This is a genomic window from Nocardia asteroides (assembly GCA_019930625.1).
Classification (GTDB): Bacteria; Actinomycetota; Actinomycetes; order Mycobacteriales; family Mycobacteriaceae; genus Nocardia; species Nocardia sputi.
The window spans coordinates 2,488,108-2,512,830 of the sequence record CP082844.1; the positions used below are offsets into that span (position 1 = coordinate 2,488,108).

A 24,723-nucleotide genomic window follows, 5' to 3' on the forward strand; every position below is an offset into this window, starting at 1 on the left:
CGGGGAAGGACGCGGCGTGAATCGAATGGGGGTGGTGGTCGCCTGTGTGATCGTCGTCGCGCTGATCGAGCTGGTCGCAGTCGAGCGCGCCCGCGGATTGCTGCTGATCGTTACCGGGATCCCGGTGGCGGTGGCACTGGGCTGGCTGGTCTGGTCGCTGCGCGAGCGCTCCGGGGCCGGGGCCGAGGACTCGATCGAGGACATGGAGAACGGCCCCGCTGAGATGCTGCAACGCTGGCACGCCAGGGCGGAGATGCTCGCGGACCGCGCGGACGGAACTCGTGCCGATTGGGACCGGCACTTGCGTCCGTTGCTGGCGAAAGAGTTCGAACTGTCCAGCGGCCAACGGGTCGCGAAGAACCGCAGGGCGGTCGAAGCGGCGGGCATCCATCAATTCGGGCCCGAACTGTGGCGCTGGGTGGACCCGGCAAATTCGGCCCTTCGTGATCAGACCAGCAGGGCACCGGGACGTGCGGCGCTGGACGAGATCCTGAGCCGCCTGCAGAGAATGTGAAATGGGTTGAGGCAAGTGCGGGTACACAGATGACCATGCCGATGGACGTGACCATCCAGCGCAGCGAGGCCGTGCTCCGGGAGCTGTCCCGGGTCGTGGTCGGCAAGCAGGACGAGTTGCAGTTGATCATGATCGCCGTGCTGTCCGGTGGGCACGTGCTGATCGAGGACTTACCCGGCCTCGGTAAGACGCTCATCGCGAGATCGTTCGCGGCCGCGCTCGGGTTGCAGTTCAACCGCGTGCAGTTCACCCCCGACCTGCTGCCCGCGGATCTGCTCGGCTCGACGATCTACGACATGTCCTCCGGCCGGTTCACCTTCCGCCGCGGTCCGGTGTTCACCAACCTGCTGCTGGCCGACGAGGTGAACCGCACCCCGCCGAAGACGCAGGCCGCGCTGCTGGAGGCGATGGCGGAGGGGCAGGTCAGCATCGACGGCGAGACGTTCATGCTGCCGCAGCCGTTCGTCGTGCTCGCCACCGACAACCCGATCGAGTACGAGGGCACCTACCCCCTACCGGAGGCCCAGCTCGACCGGTTCGCCATCCAGCTGCGGCTGGGGTATCTGTCCGAGCAGGACGAGACGCAGATGATCCGGCGCAGGCTCGAGCGCGGCGCACAGCAGCCGCAGGTCAACCAGGTCGTGGACACCAACGGGCTGCTGGAGATGCGGCAATCCGTCGAATACGTGACCGTGCATCCCGACGTGGTCAGCTACGTGGTCGCCCTGGCCTCCGCGACCAGAGGACATCCGCAGGTGGAGGTCGGCGCGAGCCCGCGCGCGGAACTGGACCTGGTGCAGATGTCCCGGGCGCGGGCGCTGCTGCTCGGCCGCGACTACGTGATCCCAGAGGACGTCAAGGCGCTGGCGGTCCCGGCCATGGCGCACCGGATCACGCTGCGGCCGGAGATGTGGGTGCGCCGCATCCGTGGCGAAGACGTGATCACCGAATTGCTGCGCCGTCTGCCCGTCCCGCGCGCCACCGTGACATGAGGCACCGCGACGCCAGCTCCGCGGTCGACATCGAATTGCGGTGGCGACCCGCGCCGCTGGTCTTCATGCTCGCGGCATGTGCGGCGGCGGCACTGGTGCTCGCGGTGGTCCTCGGCCGATGGCAGCTGCTGGTGTTCGCCGCCCCATTGCTCGGCGTGCTGGCCACCGCGCCGTGGCAGCAGTCCTCGACCAGGATCCAGGTCGACGGCGGCGGCACGCTGCGCTGTTTCGAGACCGAGGAAGTGGTGCTCACCGTCGCCGCCTTCGTCGAGAAGGGACATGCGCTGCTGCGCCTGAAACCGGAAGGCGCTACAGGGCTGGAAGTCCAGGTCGAGGAGGCCAGTGACTCCGGAGTCGCGCCCGCCGGGCTGCGGCTGGCCCTCTCGGCGAGCAGGTGGGGGCGCTACCCGGTATCGGTGCGGGTGTCGGCGCTGAGCCCGGCCGGGCTCGCGGTCGCCACCGCGGTGCTGCCCGCGGGCCAGCTGTTCGTGTACCCGATCACCGATCCGCAGCGGATGCGCTTGCCGCGCACCGAACTGCCCGAGCGGCTCGGTACCCACCTGACCCGCAGGCACGGTCCCGGCGTCGAATACGCGGACATCCGTGCCTACGCGCCCGGTGACCAGCTGCGCATCGTGAACTGGCCGGTGAGCGCGCGGCGCGGGCGGCTGTATGTCACCGAGCGGCTGACCAACCGTTCCGCGGACGTCGTGGTGCTGGTGGACACCTCCCAGCAGGCGCCGGGACCGGCCACCGACTCGCTGGAGTTGTCGGTGCGCGGCGCGGCGCAGGTGGTGCAGTCGACCTTGCAGGCGGGCGATCGCACCGCGGTGGTCTGCCTCGGCCGGGAACCGCGCTGGCTGCGGCCGGATATCGGGCGCCGCCAGTTCTACCGCATCGTGGACACCGTGCTGGACGTCGGCGACGAGCACATTCCGACCACCGGCACCCTCGCACCGCACGCCGCCGTACCGCTCGGCGCGATCGTGGTGGCCTTCTCCACGCTGCTGGATACCCAGTTCGCGCTCGCGTTGATCGACCTGCGCAAGCGCGGGCACGTGGTGGTCGTGGTGGACGTGCTGCGCGGCACGCCGTTCCACGAGCACCTCGACCCGATCCTGGCCAAGATGTGGCAGCTCGAGCGCGCGGCGATGTACCGGGACATGGGCACCGTCGGCGTCGACATCGTGGCATGGCCGCAGGACGCCCGCCTGGACCAGATCATGCGGGCGCTCCCGGAGCACCGCCGGACCGTTCGGGTGCGCCGATGACCAGATTCCTCGCTGTTCTGTCCGGCGTGTTGCTGGTGGCGTCGGTGGCACTGCTGGAGCCGTGGATCGGCATTCCCGCCTCGATCCTGGTCACGCTCGGCTGGTGGTTCCGGCCGCTCGCGGTCTGTGCGGTACTGCTCGCGCTCGGCGTGCTGGCGATCGCCGACGCCGGTGTGCTCGCCTCCGCCGCAACGGGTTTGGTGGCCACGACCTATCTGCTCAACGCCGCGACGGTGACCGCCCCGCACGGGGTGGTGCCGACAACGATCCCCTCGGTGGCCGGAGCGGTCGGTTTCGCGGCGGTGGCGGTGTGCGCCGCCCTCGTCCCGCTGCGCCTGGCCTGGGCGCCGCTGGCCGCGCCGGTGCTGGTCGTCGTGCTCTACGCCCTGGTGATCCAGGGCGTAGCCGCACGACGCGGCCGTGACGACCGAGAACTTCCGGCGTCCAGTGGAATCTGACGCCCCGCCCAGGCGCAGCGTGCCGTCGCGCGGCACGAAACGAACCTCAGGCGCGGAATCGCAGGGTGACGTCGCCCAGCACCGGGGCATCGTCGCGTTCGACCACGGTCGCGGCGATGGTCAGTTGGTCGTCCTGCCGCCAGATCCGAGTGCGGATCGTTTCACCCGGGTAGAGGACGCCGGCGAACCGGGCGCGGAAACCGGTGACGCGGCTCGCGTCCGAGCCGAGCACGGTGTCGGTCGCGGTCTTGCACACGATGCCGTAGGTGCAAAGCCCGTGCAGGATGGGCGCGGGAAATCCCGCAGCGCGGGCGAATTCGGGGTCGGAGTGCAGCGGGTTGCGGTCGCCGGACATCCGGTAGAGCAGCGCCTGCTGCGGCAACGTCGGTGTGGTGACCTCGAAATCCGGGGCGCGGTCGGGCAAGGAGGACTTGTTGCTGGGGCCACGCTCGCCGCCGAAGCCGCCCTCACCCTTGGCGAAGATCGATGAGCGTTCGGTCCACAGCAGGGCGCCGTCGGAGCCGGTGACCGTGTGCTCCTGGACGATGACCGCTGCCGAGCCCTTGTCCCAGACTTCGGCGATCCGACTGGCTTTGGTCGCTTTTCCCGCCGCCGGGATCGGGCGGTGCACCTCGACCTCCTGATGGCCGTGCACAACCTTCGCCAAGTCGATGTCGATGCCGGGGAACTTCACTTCGGGCGGCTCGGTCTCGTGCACCGTCGCCGCCACGGTGGCGAAGGTCGGCAGCACCTGCGGTTCCCGGTCATCGAGGTAGCGCAGCTCGGCGGGGTCGGTCCAGCGCGTGCCCGCGCCGAGGCCGAGCTGGTAGAGCTGCACGTCCGAGGGGGTCCAGGCGAACTCCCGGCTGGGCAGCTGCGCGCCGAGCGCGATCTTCGGGTCGATGGGCATCAGTTCTCCTTGTGCATGGATGTGGATCGATCCGGCGAGCCAGGCCGCGCCGGAGACGATGGCGCCCTTCCGACGATCCTGCGCGGTGGGACCGCGGCTCGCCAGTGCGTCGTCCGGTCGGCGGGATCGTTCGCGTGGCCACCGCATCGGACGGCGCGGTCCGGGTCGGGCTGGTCTGCGGCCGCGACCCACACCGCGATCTCGTCGTCAGGCTCCCGCCGTGGCGGCGGCGGGCTGCTCCTTCTTGCGCTTGGCGATGTCGAGCACCGCGAGGTAGCCGAAGGTGATGGCGGGGCCGATGGTGGCGCCTGGTCCGGCGTAGGTGTGACCCATCACCGGGGCGCTGACGTTGCCGGAGGCGTACAGGCCCTCGATGACGGTCCGGTCCTCGCGCAGCACCCGCCCAGCGGTGTCGGTGACCAGACCGCCTTTCGTGCCGAGGTCGCCGGGCACGATCTCGGCCGCGTAGAACGGGCCCTCCACCAGCGCCGCAAGGCACGGGTTCGGCTTGACCGTCGGATCGCCGTAGTACTTGTCGTAGGCGCTGTCACCGCGGTGGAAATCCTCGTCCACTCCGGTGGCCGCGAAGCCGTTGAACCGTTCGACGGTGGCGGCGAGCTTCTGCTCGGGCACCCCGATCTTCGCGGCCAGCTCGGTCAGCGTCTGCGCCTGCACGATGAGGTCGTTTTCCATCCAGCGGGACGGAAACCGCTGACCGGGCTGTAGTCCCGCGAAGATGTAGCGGTTGCGGTAGCGCTGGTCGAACACCAGCCACGCGGGCACGTTCTCGCCGGGGCCGTCGCCCTGGCCGTACTCGCCGCCGTACATGGTGTGCACGGCCTCGACGTAAGGAGCGGACTCATTCCCGAAACGCTCACCGTCGGCGTTCACGATGATGCAGCCCGGCAGATTGCGCTCGGCCAGGCAGAACCAGGGCTTGCCGCCTTTGAAGATCGTCGGCCCCCACCACGCGTCGGCCATGATGTCGATGTCCGCGCCGAGTTCGAGACCGGCGCGGATGCCGTCGCCGGTGTTGGCGGGCGCGCCGGTGGTCCATTCGGTGGTGATGGGTTCGCGCTGGTAGGCGTGGCGCATCTCGGCATTGTGCTCGAATCCGCCGCTGGCCAGCACCACGCCGTACCTGGCGGTGAAGCGCACGGTCTCACCCTCGTGTTCGGCCTCGACGCCCGCCACGCGGTCGTCCTCGACGATGAGCCCGGTCAGCGGGGTGTTCAGCAGCAGCGGCACGTTCGCGTCCAGCAGGCCCTTGCGCAGCGCGGCGGCCAGTGCCTGTCCCATCCCAAGCAGATGCTTGCCGGTCAGCCGGGCCCAGGTGGTGCGCGCGCCGACCCGCATGGCGCGCAGCATGCCGCGCGGATGCCGCCGGATGAGGTTGAGCTGCTTGAAGTCGGCTTGGGTGACCACGACGTTCAGCGGAGCCTTGCTGTAGGCGGGCTCCAGGTTGAAGCGTTCCGCACCGAGGATCTTGGCGTCGAAGGGCCTGGGTTCGCACGAGCGTCCCGCGGCGAGTCCACCCGGCGCCTCCGGGTAGTAGTCGGAGTAACCCGGCACCCAGCGCATCTTCAGCGGCGTGTGGTCGAGCACGAAGTCGAACGCTTCCGCACCGCGATCGATGTAGGTGTCGATCCGTTCGGCGGGCACGACGTCGCCGATGATGCTGTGCAGGTAGGTTCGCGCGTCCTCGCGGTCGTCGGGCCGACCGGACGCGCGCAGCGCCTTGTTGCCCGGGATCCACACACCACCGCCGGAGCGCGCGGTCGACCCGCCGTAGTGCGCGGCCTTTTCGATGACCACCACGCTCAGCCCATGATGGGCCGCGGTGAGTGCGGCGGTCATGCCGGCGGCGCCGCTGCCGACCACCACCACGTCGTATTCCCGATCAGTCATGTAGAACACGTTATAGAATGGACGCGCCATTGGTCTATGTTGTGTGGCAGAAGACTTGCTCGACGTTCCATTTGTCGAGGAAACTTGTTTCAGTTTCAGACCGGAGTGGAGTACATGGGCCTCGAATGGGACCTGGCCACCGACGTTGTCGTGGTCGGATACGGCGCCGCGGGTGCGGCGGCCGCGCTGGAAGCGACCGAGGCGGGCGCGCAGGTGCTCGTGCTCGAACGCTTCGCCGGGGGCGGGACGTCGGCGCTGTCCGGCGGCATCATCTACGCGGGCGGCGGCACCTCCGTGCAGCGGGAGGCGGGGGTGGAAGACACCCCGGAGGCGATGTACGCCTATCTCGAGCGTGAGGTCGGCGACGCGGTCACCCCTGAGACGCTGCGCCGGTTCGTCGACGAGAGTCCGGAGCTGATCGAGTGGCTGAAGGCGCACGGCGTCCCGTTCGAAGCCTCGCTGTGCCCGTACAAGACCTCCTACCCCAACGACCGCTACTACCTGTATTACTCGGGCAGCGAGATCTCCGGCGCGTTCCGCGACATCCCCGCCGCTCAGCGCGGGCATCGGGTGAAGGGTAGGGGCACGTCGGGGAAGAAGCTCACCGGCCCGCTCGCGGCGGCGGCGGCCCGAGCGGGTGTGCGCGTGGAAACCCTCACCCGGGTGACCCGATTGCTCACCGACGATGCGGGCGCGGTGATCGGCGTCGAATGCCACACGCTGCGCGACGCGCCCGGCCGGGTCCGGGACCGGTACACCCGGATGGCGCAGATCGCGGCCAAACCAGGCATCTACTACCCGCCGCTGCGGCGGTCGCTGGAACAGCGGCTGGCCCGGCTGGAGCGCCGGTACGGCAGCACGATCCGGGTCCTCGCGCGGCGCGCGGTGGTGCTCGCCGCGGGCGGGTTCATCGCCAATCGCGACATGATTCAGCAGTACGCTCCCGCCTTCCACGGTGGTCTCGCCCTCGGCACCACCGCCGACGACGGCAGCGGCATCCTGATGGCCCAGCAGGTCGGCGCGGCCTTGGACCGCATGGACAACGTCTCCGCGTGGCGGTTCCTGCTCCCGCCCAGCGCATTCACCGGTGCGCTGCTGGTGGACGCCGCGGGTCGCCGGGTCATCGACGAGACGCGCTACGGCGCCGCGGTGGGCAACGCGCTGATCACCGAGCACGACGGCAAGGGCTGGCTGCTGGCCGACGACCCGCTGATGCGCACCGCGATCGGCCAGATCGGCAAGCAGGGCGCCTGGTTCCAGCGCGGCCAGTTCGAGACGATGCGGCGCACCGCGATCCGCGGCGCCACCTTGGAGGAAGCCGCCGTCAAGGCGGGCATCGACCCAGCCGGATTGCGCGCGACGGTCGAGGCGCACAACACCGCGATCGAGACCGGAGACCCCGATCCGGTCGGCAAGCCCGCCGAGTTCACCAATCCGGTCCGCACCGGCCCGTTCTGGCTGTTGGATGTGGGCATCAAACCGAGCCTGACCAACCCGTGCCCCATGCTCACCCTCGGCGGCGTCGTCGTGGACGAGCGCACCGGCGCGGTCAAGACCATCGAGGGCCGCGACATTCCCGGCCTCTTCGCGGCCGGGCGCAACGCGGTCGGCGTCTGCTCCAAGTCCTACGTCAGCGGTCTTTCGCTGTCGGACTGCGTCTTCTCCGGCCGCAGGGCAGGCCGGTCCGCCGCGGGCGAGCAGGTCTCGGCGCTCGAACAAGCAACTGTGGAAGGGAATTAGCGTGCTGTCCGACGCGGTACGAACCGAACTGGCCGACGAACTCGAGCGCGCGGAGCGCGAGCGGGTGGCGATCGATCCGCTGATCGCCCGCTACCCCGACATCGACGTGGTCGACGCCTACGAGATCCAGCTGATCAACATCCGGCGCAGGCTCGACGCGGGCGCGCGGGTGATCGGCCACAAGGTGGGCCTGTCCTCGAAGGCCATGCAGCAGATGATGGGTGTGGACGAACCAGACTACGGGCACCTGCTCGCGGAAATGGAGGTCTTCGAGGATGTTCCGGTCGAAGCGGGCCGCTACCTGTTCCCTCGCGTGGAGGTGGAGGTCGGTTTCGTACTCGGCGCGGACCTGCCCGGCGCGGAATGCACCGAAGCGGATGTGCTCGACGCCACGGTCGCCTTCGCACCCGCGATCGAGCTGATCGACTCGCGGATCAAGGACTGGAACATCGGCTTGGCCGACACCATCTCCGACAACGCGTCCTCCGCCGGTTTCGTGCTCGGCGCCCAGCGCGTCGCGCCGAAGGACATCGACGTCAAGGCGATCGACGCGGTGCTCACCCGCAACGGCGAGGTGGTCGCCGAAGGCCGCAGCGACGCCGTGCTGGGCGACCCGGTGATCGCGGTGGCCTGGCTGGCGCGCAAGGTCGCGAGCTTCGGCGTCCGTTTGAAGGCCGGGGACATCGTGCTGCCCGGCTCGTGCACCCGCGCCATCGACGCCCGTCCGGGCGATGCGTTCCACGCCGAGTTCGCCGGACTCGGTTCTGTCCGTCTGCAATTCACCTAGGGAGGCTGTCGTGTCCGTGAACGGGACCGTCACCGCCGCGATCGTCGGGTCCGGCAACATCAGCACCGACCTGCTCTACAAACTGCTGCGCTCGGAGAAGATCCAGCCGCGCTGGATGATCGGGATCGACCCGGACAGCGAGGGCCTGAAGCGGGCGCGCGGGCTCGGGCTGGAAACCTCGCACGAGGGTGTGGACTGGCTGCTCGGCCGATCGGAACTGCCCGACCTGATCTTCGAGGCGACCTCGGCGTACGTGCACCGCGCCGCGGCCGGGCGCTATGCCGAAGCGGGCATCCGCGCCGTCGACCTCACTCCCGCCGCCGTCGGCCCGGCCGTCGTGCCGCCGGTGAACCTGAGGGCGAATCTCGACGCGCCGAACGTCAATATGATCACCTGCGGCGGCCAGGCGACGATTCCGATCGTCGCGGCGGTGTCGCGAGTCGTCCCGGTGCCTTACGCGGAGATCGTCGCGTCGGTGTCGTCGGTCTCCGCGGGGCCGGGCACACGGGCGAACATCGACGAGTTCACCAAGACCACCAGCCGCGGCGTCGAGACCATCGGCGGTGCGCGGCGCGGCAAGGCCATCATCATCCTGAACCCGGCCGAGCCGCCGATGATCATGCGCGACACCATCTTCTGCGCCATCCCCGAGGACGCCGACACCGACGCGATCGCCGACTCGATCAATCGGATGGTCGCCGACATCCAGCAGTACGTCCCCGGCTACCGGTTGCTGAACGAGCCGCAGTTCGACGAGCCGTCGGTGGTTTCCGGCGGTATGGCCAAGGTGTCGGTGTTCGTCGAGGTGGAGGGCGCGGGCGACTTCCTGCCCCCGTACGCGGGCAACCTCGACATCATGACCGCCGCCGCGACGCAGGTGGGCGAGGTCATCGCCGAACAGATCACAGCGGCCCGGGTGTAAGGAGCTCACGACATGGCCTACTCAGCAGAACTCGACATCCGCGTCACCGACACCTCGCTGCGCGACGGATCGCATCACAAGCGCCACCAGTTCACCGCCACCGAGGTCCGTGACATCGTCGCCGCGTTGGATGGCGCCGGCGTCCCGGTGATCGAGGTGACCCACGGCGACGGCCTCGGCGGCTCGTCGTTCAACTACGGCTTCTCCAAGACGCCGGAACAGCAATTGGTCACCATCGCCGCCGAGACGGCGAAGCGGGCGAAGATCGCCGTGTTGATGCTGCCCGGTGTCGGGGTCAAGGAAGACATCAAGATCTCGCAGGACAACGGCGCGTCCATCTGCCGCATCGCCACCCACTGCACCGAGGCCGACGTGTCGATCCAGCACTTCGGCTTGGCACGCGAACTCGGGCTCGAGACGGTCGGGTTCCTGATGATGTCGCATACCCAGCCGCCGGAGGTGCTCGCCAAGCAGGCTCGGATCATGGCGGATGCGGGATGCCAGTGTGTCTACATCGTGGATTCCGCCGGAGCGCTTGTGCTGGAGCAGGTTTCCGACCGGGTCGCGGCGCTGGTCGCCGAGCTCGGCGACGACGCGCAGGTCGGCTTCCACGGTCACGAGAATCTCGACCTGGCCGTAAGCGGCCGGTGGCCGACACCACGGCGGCGATCAACGCCGCGTACGCGCTCGCGCTCGGCAGCGCCGAAGAGGTCGACAGCCTGACCGACGCCGCGCTGGCGGCGGGCGCGACCGAAGAGGTGAACGAGGACAAACGGGCGCAGGAGGCGCAGGTCGGCATGCACGGTCGCACCTTCATCGACCCGGACGGCCACCAGTGGGAGCCCTTCTGGATGGACTACCCGGGCGCGAACTGAGCCCGGCGAGGGGTCGCCCTCGGTGCGCGCGCACTGGTTGGTGCGCGCACACCGGGGGCGTTGTGCTTTCGGCTCGGACCAACAGACGCAGAGGCTCAGTTTCCGGTGAAAGAGGGCTTGCGCTTTTCCGCGAATGCCCTCGGGCCCTCCTTGGCATCGGCCGACCGGAAAACCGTCATGCCGAGCTCGGCATCGATCTGGAAGGCGTCCTCCTCCGGCATGGCCTCCGTCTCCCGGATGGTGCGCAGGATGGCCCGCACGGCCAGGGGGCCGTTGGCGGCGATCTGCCCCGCGATCTCCAGCGCCTTGTCCAGCGCGGTGCCGTCCGGCACCACGTGCCCGATCAGGCCGATCTCCTTGGCTTCGGCCGCGGTGACGTGCCTGCCGGTGAGCAGGATCTCGGCGGCGACGGTGTAGGGGATCTGACGGACCAGCCGAACCGCCGAGCCGCCCAGCGGGAACAGGCCCCAGCGCGCCTCCGACACGCCGAATTTCGCGCTCTCACCGGCCACTCGGATGTCGGTGCCTTGCAGGATCTCGGTGCCGCCCGCGATGGCCGGTCCCTCGACCGCCGCGATCAGCGGCTTGGTCAGCCTGCGGCCCTTGAGCAGCGCCTCCAGCTTGGCCGGATTCCAGCCGCCGCCGTCGATGGTGTCGCCGGGGTGCTCGGAAGTCATGCCCTTGAGATCGGCGCCCGCGCAGAACGCCCCGCCCGCCCCGGTCAGGATGGCCACCCGGATGTCCGGATCGTCGTCCACCTGGTTCCAGGCGTCCTTCATGATCGCCATCATCTCCCCCGACAGCGCGTTGCGCGCCTCGGGCCGGTTCATGGTGACGATGAGGACATGGTCGCGCTTCTCGACGAGGCAGTGCGGCATCGCTGATTCTCCTGACTTCGAGCCTTGTCAGAAACAGTAACACGTTCTATTTTTAAGGTTGTGAGCTACAACATAGCGGACCTTGTCGAACATGCCGTCGACCTGATGCCCGACCGCGTCGCGCTGGCCGACGACGGCCGCGAGGTCACCTACGCCCAGTTGGAGGAGCGAGCGAATAAGCTTGCTCACTACCTGCAAGAACAGGGAGTCCAGCCGGGTGACAAGGTGGGCATCTACTCACGCAACACGATCGAGGCCGTCGAGGCCATGGTCGCGATCTTCAAGGCGCGGGCCGTGATGATCAACGTGAACTTCCGATATGTCGAGAACGAGTTGCAGTACATCTTCGACAACTCGGACATGGTCGCGCTGATCCACGAGCGCCGCTACAGCGACAGGGTCGCCGGCGTTCGTCCGAAGACTCCGCAGCTGCGCACCGTCGTCGTCGTCGACGACGATACGACCGGCACGATTCCCACCGCAGCGGATTCGGCGGAATACGAGACGGTGCTCGCGCAGTCCTCGGGCGAGCGCGACTTCGGCGAACGCTCCCCGGACGACCTGTACATGGTCTACACCGGTGGCACCACCGGCATGCCCAAAGGCGTGATGTGGCGGCAGGAGGACGTGTGGCGCGTGCTCGGCGCGGGCATCAACTTCATCACCGGCGAGTACGTGCAGGACGAGTGGGAATTGGCCAAGGTCGGGGCGGGCAGCCCGCCGATGGTGCGGTTCCCGATTCCGCCGATGATCCACGGCGGCGCGCAGTGGGCCACGTTCCACAGTCTGTTCGGCGGCGGCAAGGCCGTCATGATTCCCGAGTTCTCCGGGCACGGCGTGTGGCAGGCCGTCGACAAACACAAGATCAATCTGATCTTCATCACCGGTGACGCGATGGCGCGGCCGATGCTCGACGCGCTGATCGAGGGCAACCCGGAAACCGGCCAGCCCTACGACCTGTCCAGTCTGTACGTGATGGCCAGCAGCGCGGCGCTGTTCTCGCCCACGCTGAAGGACCAGTTCCTCGAACTGCTGCCCAACCGGATGATCTCCGATTCGATCGGCTCCTCGGAAACCGGCTTCGGCGGTATCTCCATCGTGGCCAAGGGCGCAACGCACACCGGAGGCCCGCGCGTGAAGATCGACGCCTCCACCGACGTACTCGATGAGGACGGCAATCCGGTGCGGCCCGGGTCCGGTGCGGTCGGCATCCTGGCCCGGCGCGGACACATCCCGCTCGGCTACTACAAGGACGAGGCGAAGACCGCGGCGACATTCAAGGAGTTCAACGGCGTTCGCTACGCCATCCCCGGCGACTTCGCTCGCGTCGAGGAGGACGGCACGGTCACCATGCTCGGCCGCGGCTCGGTCTGCATCAACAGCGGCGGCGAGAAGATCTACCCCGAGGAGGTCGAGGGGGCGCTCAAGACGCACCCGGAGATCTTCGACGCGCTCGTGGTCGGCATCGAGGACGAGCGCTGGGGCCAGCGAGTGGTGGCGGTCGTGCAGTGCCGCGGCGAGACCCGCCCCACCCTGGAAGAACTCCGGCCCATGCTCACCCAGGAGATCGCCCCCTACAAACTCCCGCGAAGCCTCTGGTTCGTCGACGAGATCAAGCGCTCTCCGGCTGGCAAGCCCGACTACCGCTGGGCCAAAGAACAAACCCAGGCGCGCCCCGCCGACGAGCACGCCCAGGCGAGCGCGAAGTAGGACATCGCCGTCGTGGCCGGCCACGATTTATCAGCCGGTGACCGGCCACGAGACTCGGCATCGCCATGAACATCAGCAACGGCGATCGGTCTGCCGTGGTCAGCGGTTGGCGAGTTCGGCCAGTTGGTAGGCGAGGCGCTGGCGGAAGGCGGGGATGCGGGTCAGGGTGGTGAGGGCGAGGTTGCGCAAGGTGCGGGCTGGGAGTGGGCGCAGAGTCGCCATTCTGGTCATGCGGTCGGTGAAGGAGACGACGCCGAGTGCGACGGGGCGGCGGGTGGTTTCGTAGTCGTCCAGCAGGGTGTCGGGTTCGCCCGCGAGCACACGGGCCAGCAGGGGGCCGAGTGCGGCGGCGTCCTGGATGCCGGTGTTCATGCCCTGGCCGCCTGCCGGGCTGTGCACATGGGCCGCGTCCCCGGCGAGCAGGATGCGTCCGCTGCGGTAGCGATCGGCGACCCGGTGGTGCACGCGGAAGCGCGAGCTCCACAGCACCTCGCGAACCCGCACACCGCCGCCGCGGGCGTCCAGGATGGACTGGATGTCCGCCACGGTCGAGTGCTCGGGAGCCGTTTCCAGTGTGGCGACCACGCGGTAGCGGTTCGGCTCGTCCTCGTCGGGCAGCGGCGCGACCACGGTGACGCCCTCCGGTGAAAGGTGCAGGGCCACCTCCTCGCGCGCGATCGGCCAGTCCATCCGCACGTCGGCGAGTACGAAGGATTCCGGGTACGTCGCGCCGGTGAACCCGATGCCCGCCTGCTCGCGGACGATGCTGTGCATGCCGTCGGTACCGATGACGTAGTCGGCGCGGATGCTGCCTGGCGCGCCCGCTGCGTCGGTGTAATCGACCGTGACGCCCTCGCCTTCCTGGACGACCCGGCTGACCCGGTACGGCCGCCGCACGTCCCCGCCCGCCTTCCGCAGCCGCTTCAGCAGTACTGCTTCAGTGGTGTCCTGCGGGGTCATCAAGGTGTATGGATACCGCGTCGGCAGGCCGTCGAAGTCGATGGTGGCCAGAGTGCGGCCGCCGTCGTGAACCGTGAAGCGCGCCACGACGTCACCCGTCGCGACCAATTCCTCGGCGATGCCGAGCTGCTCGAGCACCTCGAGCGTCCTGGCGTGCACGACCGCGGCGCGTGAGGTGTTCGCGCCTTCGCTCAGCCGGTCCAGCAGAACGAAATCCACGCCCGCGTCGGCCAGCGTGATGGCGGCGGTCAACCCGGCGGGGCCCGCGCCCACGATCACGACGGAGGTTTCGGCGGGCAGCGGGTCCGGGGTGGCATTCATCGGAACTCCTCAGGTCAACGATTGTGGGCCAACGTTTGTTGGCATAACCGTAGCTGGGGTCGGTCTACAAAGTCAACAGTTGTTGGCATACACTTGTTGGCATGACTGGAGGGCATGATCAGGCGCCCGTTCGCCGCTCCGACGCCACGCGCGCCGCGATTCTGGAGGCGGCCCGTGCGCGGTTCGCCGCCGAAGGTTTCCGCAAGGCGACCATCCGCGCCATCGCCGCCGACGCCGACATCGACCCGTCCATGGTCATGCGGTACTTCGGCAGTAAAGACGGCCTTTTCGCGGCCGCGGTCGACGTCCGGCTCGAGCTGCCGGACCTCGGCTCCGCCGATCCGGACAGCCTCGGCGAACTGCTGGTGCGCCGCTTCTTCGAGATCTGGGAAGAGCAGCCGAACAAGGAGGTGCTGCTGACCTTGCTGCGGTCGTCCATTACCGACGAGGCGGTCGCCGGCCGCGTCCGCGCCATCTTCGTCGAGCAGGTATTGCCCGCCGTCCTGCGTTTCGGCGATCCAGCCGACGCTGCGCGCAGGGGCGGCCTGATCGTCACCCAGATGCTCGGCCTGGCCCTGTGCCGCTATGTGCTGTGCCTGCCCCCGGTCGTCGCCCTGACTCGCGAGCAGATCATCGCCGAGGTGGCGCCCACTCTCCAGCGCTACTTGACGTCGACGCCGGACTGAAAGCTCTCAGGCTCCGCAGCGGAGGTTCAGGGAGTGGGCGCAATCAGTTCGACGGTTGGGAAGTAGCCGCGGTACCGCGCGACGTCGCGCGTCAGCAGGCGGTACCCCGCTGCCGCTGCGTGCGCTCCGATGTAGAAGTCGGGCATTGGTGAGCGCTTCTCACCGCTGTTTCGGCGATAGCGCTGGTACGCCTTGCCCGCGAGGAAGCCTGCTCGAAACGGCAATGCTTCCCGTTCGAACTCAGCGGAAGGCAGTAGATAATCGAGTTCTTCGACGGTGTCGTACCCAACCGAGACTTCGGCGTAGATGATCGGGTTGATGACAGCTCGACCGGAATCGAGTGCGTCGGTTATCCGTTTCGCCGACCACTCTGCCCAGCGTTTGTCATTGGTCATGACGTCGAGCAGAACGCAGGAGTCGATCAGAACGGCGGATCCACGTATAGGCGTTCGGCTACTCGCCACGGAGCAAGTCCATGATCTGGTCGGTGGTCATGCCTTCGACGTCCCTGCTGCCCGCGGTGCCACGCATTCGGTTGACGAGACGTTGACCTCGGGTAGAGGCGCCTTCGGTGCGTACGATTCGTAAGGCGCCGTCGATTTCGACGATCTCCACGTCGTCACCCTCGCGAAGGTTGTGCTTGGCGCGAAGGTGGGCGGGGATCGTTACTTGCCCCTTGCTGTTCAGCAGCATCGCAGCGTCCTCTCAACGTGTGTTCGTAGTAATCCTATTACGTATTACGTACGCTGCGAAACCGCTGATCCGCTCCACAACCGTCGGTCTGCGAAGTGTGGCGGGCCCGACCGGTTGTGAATCGCTCAGGCCGGGCTACCGGCCAGCAGCGCGCCCAACGCGCGCAGGTGGTCGGTGCCCGCGCCGAGGGCGAACTCGTTGTGTTTGGCGGCGGTGAAGTAGTTGTGCACGATGTGGTCGCGGTCGATGCCGACGCCGCCGTGCACGTGGACGACGGTGTGCGCGACGCGGTGGCCGGCGTCGGCGGCCCAGAACTTCGCGGTGTGCACCGCCTCGGCGGCGGGCAGGTCCTCCGACAGCAGCCACGCCGCCTGGGTCACCGCCAGGCGCAGGCCTTGGACGTCGATATAGGCGTCGGCGAGCCGTTGCGCGACGGCCTGGAAGCTGCCGACCGCCTTGCCGAATTGCTCACGCTCCCTGGCGTAATCGGCGACCAGTTCGAGCGCGCGTTCCAAGGTGCCCAGCTGCAGGGCGCTCAGGCCGAGCCAGGCGCGCACGAGGATCCAATCCAGGATCTCCGGGCCTCCGGATACAGTGCCGACCAGTTCGGCGGGCGTGTCGGTGAGTTCGACCACGAACTCCGGGCTGCGGTCGACGACCTGCTGCGCCGTCACCGTCGCCGCCGACGGATCGACCAGGAATACCGCGGCGGTCCCGGACACCGTGGCGGGCACCAGGATTCGCTCGGCCCGGTTGGCGAAGGGCACCGTGGTCTTGGCGCCGGTCAGCCGCCAGCCGTCATCGGTCTCTACCGCGGTCGTGGTCGGGGCGGCCGGTTCCCAGTTGCGCTCCTCGGCCAGCGCCACCGTGAGGACGACGCCGCCCGCGCCCGCCCGGGTGGCCAGATCCTGTTGCGCCGTATCGCCGAATCGCGCCAGCGCGCCCGCGCCGAGCACGATCGACCACAGATACGGCACGGCCGCGAGGTGCTTGCCCAGCTCACGCAGGATGGCGGTCTGCTCGAGCGAGCCGAGATCGCTGCCGCCGACCGATTCGGGCAGGGCCGCCGCGAGCACACCGGTCTCGGCCAGCGAATGCCACAGCGGCTGGTCGAATCGCTCGGCGTCCGCTTCCGCTCCGCCGCCACGGTTGCCGTCGAGTTCGCGCAGCCGGTCGGCGGTGACCAGTTTGCCGCACACCTCGCCGGTCAGCCGGGCGAGATCCAGTTGGGCTTCGGTGGGAGTGAAATCCATGGTGGGGTACCTGCTTTCGATCAGCGCGCCGCGGCAGGCTGCTTGAGGGCGGTCATGGCGATGATGTCGCGCTGCACCTCGTTGGTGCCGCCGCCGAAGGTCAGGATGAGCGCGGCGCGGTGCATCCGTTCCAATCGCCCGCGCAGTTGCGCGCCGGGGGAGTCCTGGCGCAGGTACGCATGCGGACCCAGCACCTCCATGAGCAACCGGTAGGCCTCGGTGGCCAACTCGGTGCCGTACACCTTGCAGGCCGAGGCGTCCCACGGCCGCGGAGCCGCATCGCCGCCCGCGTCGGCCCGGCTGGCGATCTCCCAGTTCAGCAGCTTGAGGTATTCGACCTTGGCGTGCACCTTGGCCAAGTTGAGCTGCACCCACTCCCGGTCGATCACGCGGGATCCGTCGGCTGCCTTGGTGTCGCTCGCCCACTCGACGGTCTGACGCAGCGCCAGCGCCAGCGGCGCGGCCGAGGTGAGCGCGACCCGCTCGTGGTTGAGCTGGTTGGTGATGAGTGCCCAGCCGCCGTTCTCCTGACCGACCAGGGCGCTCGCGGGCACCCGGACGTCCTGGTAGTAGGTGGCGCTGGTGTCCGGTCCCGCCATGGTGTGCACGGGCGTCCACGAGAAGCCTTCGGCGGTGGTCGGCACGATGAGCATGCTGATGCCCTTGTGCTTCTTGGCCGTCGGGTCGGTGCGCACGGCCAGCCAGACGTAATCGGCGTAGGCGATCAGGCTGGTCCACATCTTCTGGCCGTTGATCACGTAGTCGTCGCCGTCGCGGACCGCGGTGGTGCGCAGGCTGGCCAGGTCGGTGCCCGCGCCCGGTTCGGAGTACCCGATGGAGAAGTGCAATTCACCGGCCGCGATCTTGGGCAGGAAGAATTTCTTCTGCTCCTCGCTGCCGTAGTGCATGATCGTGGGCGCGACCGAGTTGATGGTCAGGAACGGCACCGGCGCGCCCGCGATCGCGGCCTCGTCGGTGAAGATCAGCTGGTCCATGGTGGGCCGGTCCTGGCCGCCGTACTCCTTGGGCCAGCCCAGCGCCAGCCAGCCGTCGTGGCCCATCTGCTGGACCACCTCCCGGTAGACGTTGCCCTGCCCGTACTCGCCGGTCTGCGCGCTCAGGGCCGCCCTTCGTTCAGGGGTGATGAGCCGCGCGAAGTAGTCGCGCAGCTCAGCGCGCAGCTGCTCCTGTCGGGGCGTGTACGCAATGCGCATCGCAATACCTCTTGGGGATGGTCGGCCGACCGAGCTTGCGGAGTCGGCGGGGGTGGGCAGGGCCGAGCCTTCGTTGGATCGGGTTCCCCCGATCATTGCATATGGACTGAAACATGTTCCAGTATTGATAGTGAATCCCCCGATGACGCCGCGGTGGAGCGGATCGGCTTGTTACGCTTCCGCCAACGTGGTGGTAAAGGAGTTGCCATGAAGATCAGTGTCGATCCGGACCAGTGCGAAGCTAACGGAATCTGTGTCGGAATCGCCCCCGACGTGTTCGAACTCGATGACGAGGACGTGCTGCACATCGCGAACGCCGACGTGCCCGACGATCGGCTCGCCGATGTCGAGGATGCCGTCGCGCAGTGCCCCAAGGCCGCGCTGCGGCTACAGTGACCGACCCTTGCCGTAAGTTGGAACACGTTCTAGAGTCGGCCGCGTGAGCAATGATCTGAGCCTTGCGGGCCGAGTAGCGATCGTGACCGGCGGCGGAGCTGGACTTGGGCGGGCCGAAGCGCTCGCGCTCGCCGGGGCCGGCGCGTCGGTGGTGGTCAACGACCTCTCGGAGTCCGACGCCGTCGCCGACACGCTCGGTGAGATCCGGGCGCTCGGCGCCAAGGCGGAGTTCGTCGCGGGCAGCATCGCCGAGCGCGCGACCGCCGACGCGCTGATCCGCACCGCGCAGGAATCCTTCGGGTCGGTCGACATCGTGGTCAACAACGCGGGCATCACACGCGACCGGATGCTGTTCAACATGTCCGACGAGGACTTCGACGCGGTGCTCGCGGTGCACCTGCGCGGGCATTTCCTGTTGTCGCGCAATGCCGCCGCCTACTGGCGCGGCAAGTCGAAGCAGGCGGGCGCGCCGGTCTACGGCCGGCTGATCAACACCTCGTCGGAAGCGGGATTGCTCGGCCCGGAGGGGCAGGCGAACTACGGCGCCGCGAAGGCGGGCATCACTGCGCTGACCCTCTCGGCCGCGCGGGCACTGTCGCGCTACGGCGTGCGCGCCAACGCCATCGCGCCGCGTGCGCGCACCGCGATGACCGAGGCGGTGTTCAGTCCGGCCCCGGAAGGGAAGCCCGATCCGCTGTCGCCTGAGCACGTGGCACGACTGGTCGCCTACTTGGCCTCGCCTGCGGCGGATGCGGTCAACGGGCAGTTGTTCATCGTCTACGGGGGAATGGTGGCGCTCATGGCGGCGCCGGTCGTCGAGCGCCGATTCGACGCGGACGCGGGGCAGTGGTCGGCTCAGGACCTCGCCGACACGCTGGGCGGCTACTTCGCCGATCGTCCGGAGGGGCGGACCTTCTCGGCATCTTCGCTGATCGACCTGGGGTGAGCGGCGGCGGCTTGCCGCCGGTGTGCTACTGATCAAGTGTCCAGCTGTTGATCGGGGGATCGGTGCTTGGTAGACATAGGGACGGGTTATGTCCTACCTCACAAAGGTGGGATCATTTCCCTCTGACACCGGTTTCAAATAAATACGCCGATTTTTCGAGAAACTGCACTTCAAAAGTGTGAAAAGTGCTTCCGGCAACACGGTGAACATGTTCTAATCGTACCGGCGGTGCGGCCACGGTGAAGATTCGCGCCGTGTTGCTGTATACGCCGGTTGAGCAAGGAGGATCGCGGATGAACGAGGTCCTTGCCGTGCCGTTGCGGGCTGTCGGTGGCTTCTTCGAACTCACCGCCGATGTCGCACGTTCGAGCGTGCGCAGACCCTTTCAATGGCGGGAGTTCATCGACCAGTCCTGGTTCATCGCGCGGGTATCGATCGTGCCCACATTGCTGGTGGCCATTCCGTTCACCGTTCTGGTGAGCTTCACGCTGAACATTCTGTTGCGGGAGATCGGCGCGGCCGATCTCAGTGGGGCAGGCGCCGCGTTCGGGTCGGTCACCCAGGTCGGGCCGATCGTCACCGTGCTGATCGTCGCGGGGGCGGGCGCCACCGCGATCTGCGCCGATCTCGGCGCTCGCACGATCCGCGAGGAAATCGACGCGATGCGGGTGCTCGGCATCAATCCGGTCCACCGCTTGGTGGTGCCCCGCGTGCTCGCCTCGATGTTCGTCGCGTTGATGCTCAACAGCCTGGTGTGCACGATCGGCATCGTCGGCGGATTCCTGTTCTCGGTGTATTTGCAGGACGTGAACCCCGGTGCGTTCGTCAATGGCATCACGCTGCTCACCCATCTGCCCGAGCTGATCATTTCGGAGGTGAAAGCCGGGTTGTTCGGGCTGATCGCCGGACTGGTCGCCTGCTATCTGGGCCTGAATGTCAGAGGTGGACCCAAGAGTGTCGGTGATGCGGTGAATCAGACCGTAGTCTTCGCTTTTATGGCCCTGTTCGTCGTGAACGTGGTGGTCACCGCCGTCGGCATCAAGTTCACGGTGCGGTGACGCGATGGCCTTCGTAATCGAATCCCGCTTTCCCCGCACCATCCGGCGGATGCGCCGGATGTCGGACTCGCTCGATTCGGTGGGCAAGCACGCCGTGTTCTATGCCCAGGCGATCGGTTCCATTCCGCGGGCGCTGCTGCACTATCGCACCGAGACCATCCGGTTGATCGCCGAAATCAGCATGGGTAGCGGCGCGCTGGCGGTGATCGGCGGCACGGTGGTGATCGTCGGGTTCCTCACCCTCTTCGCGGGCGGCACCATCGCCGTGCAGGGCTACAGTTCACTGGGCAATATCGGCGTCGAGGCGCTGACCGGCTTCTTCGCCGCGTTCATCAACGTCCGCATCGCGGCGCCGGTGATCTCCGGCATCGGCCTGGCCGCCACCATCGGGGCAGGCGCCACCGCGCAGTTGGGCGCGATGCGGGTCGCCGAGGAGATCGACGCGCTGGAGTCGATGGCGATCCGGCCGGTGCCCTACCTGGTCGGCACCCGCGTGCTGGCCGGGATGATCGCGATCGTCCCGCTCTACGCGCTCGCGGTGATCGCCTCGTTCCTGGCCAGCCGGTTCGCCACCGTGGTGATCTACGGGCAGTCGGCGGGCGTCTACGACCACTACTTCTCCACGTTCCTCATCCCCAGCGACATCCTCTGGTCGTTCGCCCAGGCGATCTTCATGGCCTTGGCGGTCATGATGATCCACACCTACTACGGCTACAACGCCGCGGGCGGGCCGGTCGGCGTGGGTGTCGCGGTGGGCAACGCGGTGCGGGCCTCGCTGGTCGCGGTGGTCACGGTGACGCTGCTGATCTCGCTGGCCATCTACGGCACCTCCGGCAACTTCCATCTCTCCGGATAAGCGACATGGCGGAATCGAAGCAAACAGACAGCCGCCTTCTGCGGGCGCTGCGCGGCGGGCTCGGCCTGAAACTGGCCGGGGCCGCGATGGTGCTCGCGCTGGTCGCCGTCGTAACGGTCGCGATGATCATGTTCGTCGGCGGATTCACGTCCACGGCCACCGTGACGGTGGACGCGCCGCGCAGCGGCCTGGTGCTGGACCCGGACGCCAAGGTGAAGGTCCGCGGGGTCGAGATCGGGCGCGTCGCGTCCGTCGACCACACCGCCGAAGGCGCCAGGTTGAAGCTGGCCCTCGATCCGGAACTGCTGAAACTGGTGCCGTCCAACGCGGACGTCGACATCAGGTCCACCACGGTGTTCGGCGCGAAGTACGTCAACTTCGTCGTGCCGCCGCAGCCGTCGACGAAATCGCTGCAACCGGGCGCGGTCGTCACGGCGCAGCGGGTGACCGTCGAGTTCAACACGCTGTTTCAGCACCTGTCCGACGTGCTCGCCCAGATCGAGCCGGAGAAGCTGAACGCCACGCTGTCCGCACTGGGCACCGCCCTGCAGGGACGCGGCGAGAAGCTGGGCGAACTGCTCGAGCGCAGCGATGCCTACCTGCGCGACATCAACCCGTATCTGCCCACGCTGCAACAGGATCTGGCGAAGACCGGCGAGGTCACCGACCTGTACGCCGACACGGTGAACGACCTGCTGCGCACGGTGGACAACTTCCGGGTCACCGGCAACACCCTGACCCAGGAGCAGGACAGCCTGGACAACGTCCTGGTGAATCTCATCGGGCTGGCCGACACCACCGGTTCGGTGCTGCGCGAGAACGAGAACCAACTCGGCACGGCGCTGGACCTGCTGCGCCCGACCACCGGACTGCTGGAGGAGTACGCGCCCGCGCTGTACTGCCTGATCGGCGGCCTCGGCAAGGCGCTTCCGCTGGGTGAGGCGGTCTTCGGCGGTCTGCAGGAGGGCGTCGCGCTCAACACCGGCTTCATGTACGGCGCGAAGCCCTACACCTATCCGGAGGATCTGCCCAAGGTCAACGCGACCGGCGGTCCGCAGTGCGCCGGCCTGCTGGACCGCGAGCCGGGCAGCCACGCCGACTACGTCGTCACCGATACCTCGGAGGGACTCGTGTACACACCGTCGACGACGCTGACGGTCAACCCACCGAAGATCTTCCAGCTCCTGTTCGCCGGACTACCGGGGGTGCCGCGCCCGTGAGGAACACCGCGACGACCGTCAAGCTGGCCATTTTCACGCTGGTGATGACGCTGATCTTCGCCGGCTTGGCGGTCGTCTTCAGCCAGATGCGCTTCGCGCGGGAGAACGGCTACCACGCCGTGTTCACCAGCTCATCGGGCATGCTGCCCGGCGCGAAGGTGCGCATCGCGGGCGTGCCGGTCGGCTCGGTCACTTCCGTGCGGGTCGGCAAGGACTATCTGGCGCACGTCGAGTTCGACGTCGACCGCGAGTACCGGCTGCTCACCAGCACCCGCGCGGCGATCAAATACGAGAACCTGGTCGGCGACCGATATCTCGAGCTGGCGGAGGGGCCGGGCTCGAACCGCGTGCTACAGCCCGGCGGGACCATCACCAAGGAACAGACCGCGCCGGCACTCGATCTCGACATGCTGCTCGGCGGGTTCCGTCCGCTGCTGCGCGGCCTGGATCCCGGCCAGGTCAACGACCTGACCAACGCCTTGCTCCAGATCTTCCAGGGCCAAGGCGGCACGCTGGTGTCCTTGCTCAACAGCGGCGGCTCGTTCGCCAAGACGCTGGCCGGCCGGGACGCGCTGATCGGCAGCGTGATCGACAACCTGAACACCGTCCTGCAGACCATCGATCAGCGCGGTGACCAGTTCGCCACCACGATCGCCGAGTTGCAGCGCCTGATCAGCGGCTTGGCGGCCGACAAGGACCAGATCGGCGACGCCATCCCGCGGATCGCCGGGGCCACCGGCGATCTCACCGACTTGCTCGCCCAGGCCCGTCCCGACCTGCAGGGCACCATCGAGCAGACCGGACGCCTCGCGACCAACCTCGACGCCGGGTCCGACACCGTCGAGTGGGTGCTGCAGCGGCTGCCCGAGACCTATCGGCAGCTGATTCGCATCGGCTCCTACGGTTCGTTCCTCCAGCTCTACGTCTGCTCGACGAACTTCCTGGTGGACGGCCCGAACGGACAGACGATGAAGATCAACATGCCCGGGGCGCAGACGACCGGAAGGTGTGCGGACAACCGATGAACGAGCAGCGATCACCCGCCATCACCATCGGCATCGTCGGCATCGTGCTTGCGGTGGCGGTGGCGCTGTCGGCACTGCAATTCGACCGGCTGCCGTTCATCCGTTCCGGCGCCACGTTCACCGCCTACTTCGCCGACGCGGGCGGACTGCTGCCCGGCGACGCGGTCCAGGTCGCGGGCGTGCGGTCCGGGCGGGTCGAGGACGTCAGCCTGGACGGCGCGAAAGTGCTCGTCCGGTTCACCCTCGCGGAATCGATCGTGCTGGGGGAGAAGACCTCCGCGGCGATCAAGACCAACACGGTGCTCGGACGCAAGTCGCTGGAGGTGACGCCGTCCGGCCCCGGCGCGCTGCGCGCCGACGACACCATCCCGCTCGACCGCACCACCTCGCCGTATTCGCTCAACGAGGCGTTGAGCGACTTGGCCGGCACGGTGCACGGCCTGGACATGGAGCGGGTCGACCAGACGCTCGACGCGCTCTCGGCGACGTTCGCCGACACGCCGGCGCCGCTGCGCTCGGCGCTCGACGGTGTCACCGCGCTGTCGCGCAGCATCAACGCGCGCGACCAGGCGCTGTCGGATCTGTTGCGCCGGGCGCAGAACGTGACCAAGATCCTCGCCGACCGCGGCAACCAGATCAACGCGCTGCTGCTGGACGGCAACGAGCTGCTCGGCGAGCTGGACCGGCGGCGTACCGCGCTGGGACAGCTGATCGTGTACGTCAACGGGCTCGCCCAGCAGCTGTCCGGCTTGGTCGCCGACAACGAGGCGCAGCTCGAGCCCGCTCTGGACAAGCTGAACTCGGTGCTGGCGCTGTTGCAGCGCAACAAGCAGAACCTCGCCGACGCACTGGTCGGGCTCGGCCCGTTCGCGGCGGCGCTCGGCGAGCAGGTCGGCAGCGGCCCGTACTTCCAGGCGTACGTGATCAACGCCGCGAGCAAGACGCTGCAACCTCTGGTGGACGCGCTGGTGTGGCCGCAGCACCTGCCGCACGATCTGCAGAGCTACCTCACGCCGCCCCCGTCGATCGAACCCGCGATACAGGAGCCGCCGCGATGAGTGGGCACAACCCGTCCATCCTTCACCCGTCGCGAGCCGACGACCGACCGGCCCCGACGACAGGGGAGTCGC

Annotated in this window: 24 protein-coding genes and 2 pseudogenes; 18 read left to right on the forward strand and 8 right to left on the reverse strand. The window is 68.1% G+C overall.

What is annotated here, in order from left to right; all coding sequences use genetic code 11:
* Positions 1-25: 25 nt before the first annotated feature.
* From K8O92_11285 to K8O92_11300, 4 genes are read left to right on the forward strand one after another with little or no spacing between them, the layout of a single operon-like run.
* The gene (locus K8O92_11285; GenBank protein ID UAK35625.1) at positions 26-514 is read left to right on the forward strand and encodes a hypothetical protein; all 489 of its coding nucleotides are present in this window, start codon (positions 26-28) and stop codon (positions 512-514) included.
* Between the two features lie 29 nt (positions 515-543).
* Positions 544-1,506 (forward strand): MoxR family ATPase, encoded by a 963-nt coding sequence (locus tag K8O92_11290; protein ID UAK34381.1) that lies wholly within the window; start codon positions 544-546, stop codon positions 1,504-1,506.
* The gene (locus tag K8O92_11295; protein UAK34382.1) at positions 1,503-2,777 is read left to right on the forward strand and encodes a DUF58 domain-containing protein; all 1,275 of its coding nucleotides are present in this window, start codon (positions 1,503-1,505) and stop codon (positions 2,775-2,777) included. Before K8O92_11290 ends, K8O92_11295 begins: the two co-directional genes overlap by 4 nt.
* Positions 2,774-3,235 (forward strand): hypothetical protein, encoded by a 462-nt coding sequence (locus K8O92_11300; GenBank protein ID UAK34383.1) that lies wholly within the window; start codon positions 2,774-2,776, stop codon positions 3,233-3,235. Before K8O92_11295 ends, K8O92_11300 begins: the two co-directional genes overlap by 4 nt.
* Before the next feature lie 46 nt (positions 3,236-3,281).
* Here the strand turns inward: K8O92_11300 and K8O92_11305 are convergent, their stop codons facing one another.
* Together K8O92_11305 and K8O92_11310 are read right to left on the reverse strand one after the other, a co-directional pair.
* Positions 3,282-4,145, reverse strand: coding sequence for a MaoC family dehydratase N-terminal domain-containing protein (locus tag K8O92_11305; protein UAK34384.1), 864 nt, complete (start codon positions 4,143-4,145; stop codon positions 3,282-3,284).
* A 207-nt stretch (positions 4,146-4,352) separates the two neighbouring features.
* Positions 4,353-6,053, reverse strand: coding sequence for a 3-oxosteroid 1-dehydrogenase (locus tag K8O92_11310; protein ID UAK34385.1), 1,701 nt, complete (start codon positions 6,051-6,053; stop codon positions 4,353-4,355).
* 114 nt (positions 6,054-6,167) lie between these two features.
* On the opposite strand from K8O92_11310, the gene K8O92_11315 reads away from it, so the two are divergent.
* The 5 genes and pseudogenes from K8O92_11315 (at position 6,168) to K8O92_11335 (ending at position 10,377) form a co-directional block, all read left to right on the forward strand.
* On the forward strand, positions 6,168-7,793 hold the full coding sequence (locus tag K8O92_11315) for an FAD-binding protein (GenBank protein ID UAK34386.1): 1,626 nt from the start codon (positions 6,168-6,170) through the stop codon (positions 7,791-7,793).
* Between the two features lies 1 nt (position 7,794).
* Positions 7,795-8,580, forward strand: a complete 786-nt coding sequence (locus K8O92_11320) for a 2-keto-4-pentenoate hydratase (GenBank protein ID UAK34387.1) — start codon at positions 7,795-7,797, stop codon at positions 8,578-8,580.
* Positions 8,581-8,596: 16 nt separating this feature from the next.
* Positions 8,597-9,502, forward strand: coding sequence for an acetaldehyde dehydrogenase (acetylating) (locus tag K8O92_11325; protein ID UAK35626.1), 906 nt, complete (start codon positions 8,597-8,599; stop codon positions 9,500-9,502).
* Positions 9,503-9,514: 12 nt separating this feature from the next.
* Positions 9,515-10,144 (forward strand): annotated as a pseudogene (dmpG, locus tag K8O92_11330) (4-hydroxy-2-oxovalerate aldolase).
* Positions 10,141-10,377: pseudogene (locus K8O92_11335) on the forward strand (glyoxalase/bleomycin resistance/extradiol dioxygenase family protein). The pseudogenes dmpG and K8O92_11335 overlap by 4 nt, the downstream one beginning before the upstream one ends.
* 95 nt (positions 10,378-10,472) lie before the next feature.
* Here the strand turns inward: K8O92_11335 and K8O92_11340 are convergent.
* Positions 10,473-11,255 (reverse strand): crotonase/enoyl-CoA hydratase family protein, encoded by a 783-nt coding sequence (locus K8O92_11340; GenBank protein UAK34388.1) that lies wholly within the window; start codon positions 11,253-11,255, stop codon positions 10,473-10,475.
* 60 nt (positions 11,256-11,315) lie between these two features.
* Here K8O92_11340 and K8O92_11345 point away from each other — a divergent pair, with 60 nt between their 5' ends.
* Positions 11,316-12,965: an acyl-CoA synthetase gene (locus K8O92_11345; GenBank protein ID UAK35627.1), complete on the forward strand. Its 1,650-nt coding sequence runs from the start codon at positions 11,316-11,318 to the stop codon at positions 12,963-12,965.
* 99 nt (positions 12,966-13,064) lie between these two features.
* On the opposite strand, the gene K8O92_11350 is transcribed toward K8O92_11345, so the two are convergent.
* Positions 13,065-14,246, reverse strand: coding sequence for an FAD-dependent monooxygenase (locus K8O92_11350; GenBank protein UAK34389.1), 1,182 nt, complete (start codon positions 14,244-14,246; stop codon positions 13,065-13,067).
* 101 nt (positions 14,247-14,347) lie between these two features.
* On the opposite strand from K8O92_11350, the gene K8O92_11355 reads away from it, so the two are divergent.
* Positions 14,348-14,932 (forward strand): TetR family transcriptional regulator, encoded by a 585-nt coding sequence (locus tag K8O92_11355; protein UAK34390.1) that lies wholly within the window; start codon positions 14,348-14,350, stop codon positions 14,930-14,932.
* A gap of 26 nt (positions 14,933-14,958) precedes the next feature.
* Here the strand turns inward: K8O92_11355 and K8O92_11360 are convergent, their stop codons facing one another.
* The 4 genes from K8O92_11360 to K8O92_11375 all read right to left on the reverse strand — a co-directional run bounded on the left by K8O92_11360 (position 14,959) and on the right by K8O92_11375 (position 18,092).
* A complete protein-coding gene (locus K8O92_11360) occupies positions 14,959-15,327 on the reverse strand; it encodes a hypothetical protein (protein UAK34391.1) in 369 nt (122 codons plus the stop codon).
* Positions 15,328-15,385: 58 nt separating this feature from the next.
* A complete protein-coding gene (locus tag K8O92_11365) occupies positions 15,386-15,625 on the reverse strand; it encodes an AbrB/MazE/SpoVT family DNA-binding domain-containing protein (protein UAK34392.1) in 240 nt (79 codons plus the stop codon).
* A gap of 125 nt (positions 15,626-15,750) precedes the next feature.
* Positions 15,751-16,878, reverse strand: coding sequence for an acyl-CoA/acyl-ACP dehydrogenase (locus K8O92_11370; protein UAK34393.1), 1,128 nt, complete (start codon positions 16,876-16,878; stop codon positions 15,751-15,753).
* Between the two features lie 20 nt (positions 16,879-16,898).
* On the reverse strand, positions 16,899-18,092 hold the full coding sequence (locus tag K8O92_11375; GenBank protein UAK34394.1) for an acyl-CoA dehydrogenase family protein: 1,194 nt from the start codon (positions 18,090-18,092) through the stop codon (positions 16,899-16,901).
* Positions 18,093-18,299: 207 nt separating this feature from the next.
* Between K8O92_11375 and K8O92_11380 the strand changes: the two genes are divergently transcribed.
* The 7 genes from K8O92_11380 (at position 18,300) to K8O92_11410 (ending at position 24,651) form a co-directional block, all read left to right on the forward strand.
* Complete coding sequence (locus K8O92_11380; GenBank protein ID UAK34395.1) at positions 18,300-18,488, forward strand: ferredoxin; 189 nt, start codon at positions 18,300-18,302, stop codon at positions 18,486-18,488.
* 43 nt (positions 18,489-18,531) lie between these two features.
* Positions 18,532-19,434, forward strand: coding sequence for a 3-oxoacyl-ACP reductase (locus tag K8O92_11385; protein ID UAK34396.1), 903 nt, complete (start codon positions 18,532-18,534; stop codon positions 19,432-19,434).
* A gap of 293 nt (positions 19,435-19,727) precedes the next feature.
* A complete protein-coding gene (locus K8O92_11390; GenBank protein ID UAK34397.1) occupies positions 19,728-20,492 on the forward strand; it encodes an ABC transporter permease in 765 nt (254 codons plus the stop codon).
* 4 nt (positions 20,493-20,496) lie between these two features.
* Entirely contained in the window at positions 20,497-21,348 is an 852-nt protein-coding gene (locus K8O92_11395; GenBank protein UAK34398.1) for an ABC transporter permease, read from the forward strand.
* Between the two features lie 5 nt (positions 21,349-21,353).
* On the forward strand, positions 21,354-22,568 hold the full coding sequence (locus tag K8O92_11400; GenBank protein ID UAK34399.1) for an MCE family protein: 1,215 nt from the start codon (positions 21,354-21,356) through the stop codon (positions 22,566-22,568).
* A complete protein-coding gene (locus K8O92_11405; GenBank protein UAK34400.1) occupies positions 22,565-23,593 on the forward strand; it encodes an MCE family protein in 1,029 nt (342 codons plus the stop codon). Before K8O92_11400 ends, K8O92_11405 begins: the two co-directional genes overlap by 4 nt.
* Positions 23,590-24,651 carry an MCE family protein gene (locus K8O92_11410; GenBank protein UAK34401.1) on the forward strand — a complete coding sequence of 354 codons (1,062 nt, stop codon included), beginning with the start codon at positions 23,590-23,592 and terminating at the stop codon, positions 24,649-24,651. Before K8O92_11405 ends, K8O92_11410 begins: the two co-directional genes overlap by 4 nt.
* The last annotated feature ends 72 nt before the right edge of the window (positions 24,652-24,723 follow it).

Bases quoted from the DNA above. Each gene is read 5' to 3' on its own strand.
- K8O92_11375 (UAK34394.1), bottom strand. From the start codon at position 18,092: ATGCGCATTGCGTACACGCCCCGACAGGAGCAGCTGCGCGCTGAGCTG.
- K8O92_11370 (UAK34393.1), bottom strand. From the start codon at position 16,878: ATGGATTTCACTCCCACCGAAGCCCAACTGGATCTCGCCCGGCTGACC.
- K8O92_11365 (UAK34392.1), bottom strand. From the start codon at position 15,625: ATGCTGCTGAACAGCAAGGGGCAAGTAACGATCCCCGCCCACCTTCGC.
- K8O92_11305 (UAK34384.1), bottom strand. From the start codon at position 4,145: ATGCCCATCGACCCGAAGATCGCGCTCGGCGCGCAGCTGCCCAGCCGG.
- K8O92_11390 (UAK34397.1), top strand. From the start codon at position 19,728: ATGAACGAGGTCCTTGCCGTGCCGTTGCGGGCTGTCGGTGGCTTCTTC.
- K8O92_11285 (UAK35625.1), top strand. From the start codon at position 26: ATGGGGGTGGTGGTCGCCTGTGTGATCGTCGTCGCGCTGATCGAGCTG.
- K8O92_11395 (UAK34398.1), top strand. From the start codon at position 20,497: ATGGCCTTCGTAATCGAATCCCGCTTTCCCCGCACCATCCGGCGGATG.
- K8O92_11380 (UAK34395.1), top strand. From the start codon at position 18,300: ATGAAGATCAGTGTCGATCCGGACCAGTGCGAAGCTAACGGAATCTGT.
- K8O92_11290 (UAK34381.1), top strand. From the start codon at position 544: ATGACCATGCCGATGGACGTGACCATCCAGCGCAGCGAGGCCGTGCTC.
- K8O92_11310 (UAK34385.1), bottom strand. From the start codon at position 6,053: ATGACTGATCGGGAATACGACGTGGTGGTGGTCGGCAGCGGCGCCGCC.
- K8O92_11350 (UAK34389.1), bottom strand. From the start codon at position 14,246: ATGAATGCCACCCCGGACCCGCTGCCCGCCGAAACCTCCGTCGTGATC.
- K8O92_11360 (UAK34391.1), bottom strand. From the start codon at position 15,327: ATGACCAATGACAAACGCTGGGCAGAGTGGTCGGCGAAACGGATAACC.
- K8O92_11295 (UAK34382.1), top strand. From the start codon at position 1,503: ATGAGGCACCGCGACGCCAGCTCCGCGGTCGACATCGAATTGCGGTGG.
- K8O92_11300 (UAK34383.1), top strand. From the start codon at position 2,774: ATGACCAGATTCCTCGCTGTTCTGTCCGGCGTGTTGCTGGTGGCGTCG.
- K8O92_11410 (UAK34401.1), top strand. From the start codon at position 23,590: ATGAACGAGCAGCGATCACCCGCCATCACCATCGGCATCGTCGGCATC.
- K8O92_11400 (UAK34399.1), top strand. From the start codon at position 21,354: ATGGCGGAATCGAAGCAAACAGACAGCCGCCTTCTGCGGGCGCTGCGC.
- K8O92_11315 (UAK34386.1), top strand. From the start codon at position 6,168: ATGGGCCTCGAATGGGACCTGGCCACCGACGTTGTCGTGGTCGGATAC.
- K8O92_11340 (UAK34388.1), bottom strand. From the start codon at position 11,255: ATGCCGCACTGCCTCGTCGAGAAGCGCGACCATGTCCTCATCGTCACC.
- K8O92_11355 (UAK34390.1), top strand. From the start codon at position 14,348: ATGACTGGAGGGCATGATCAGGCGCCCGTTCGCCGCTCCGACGCCACG.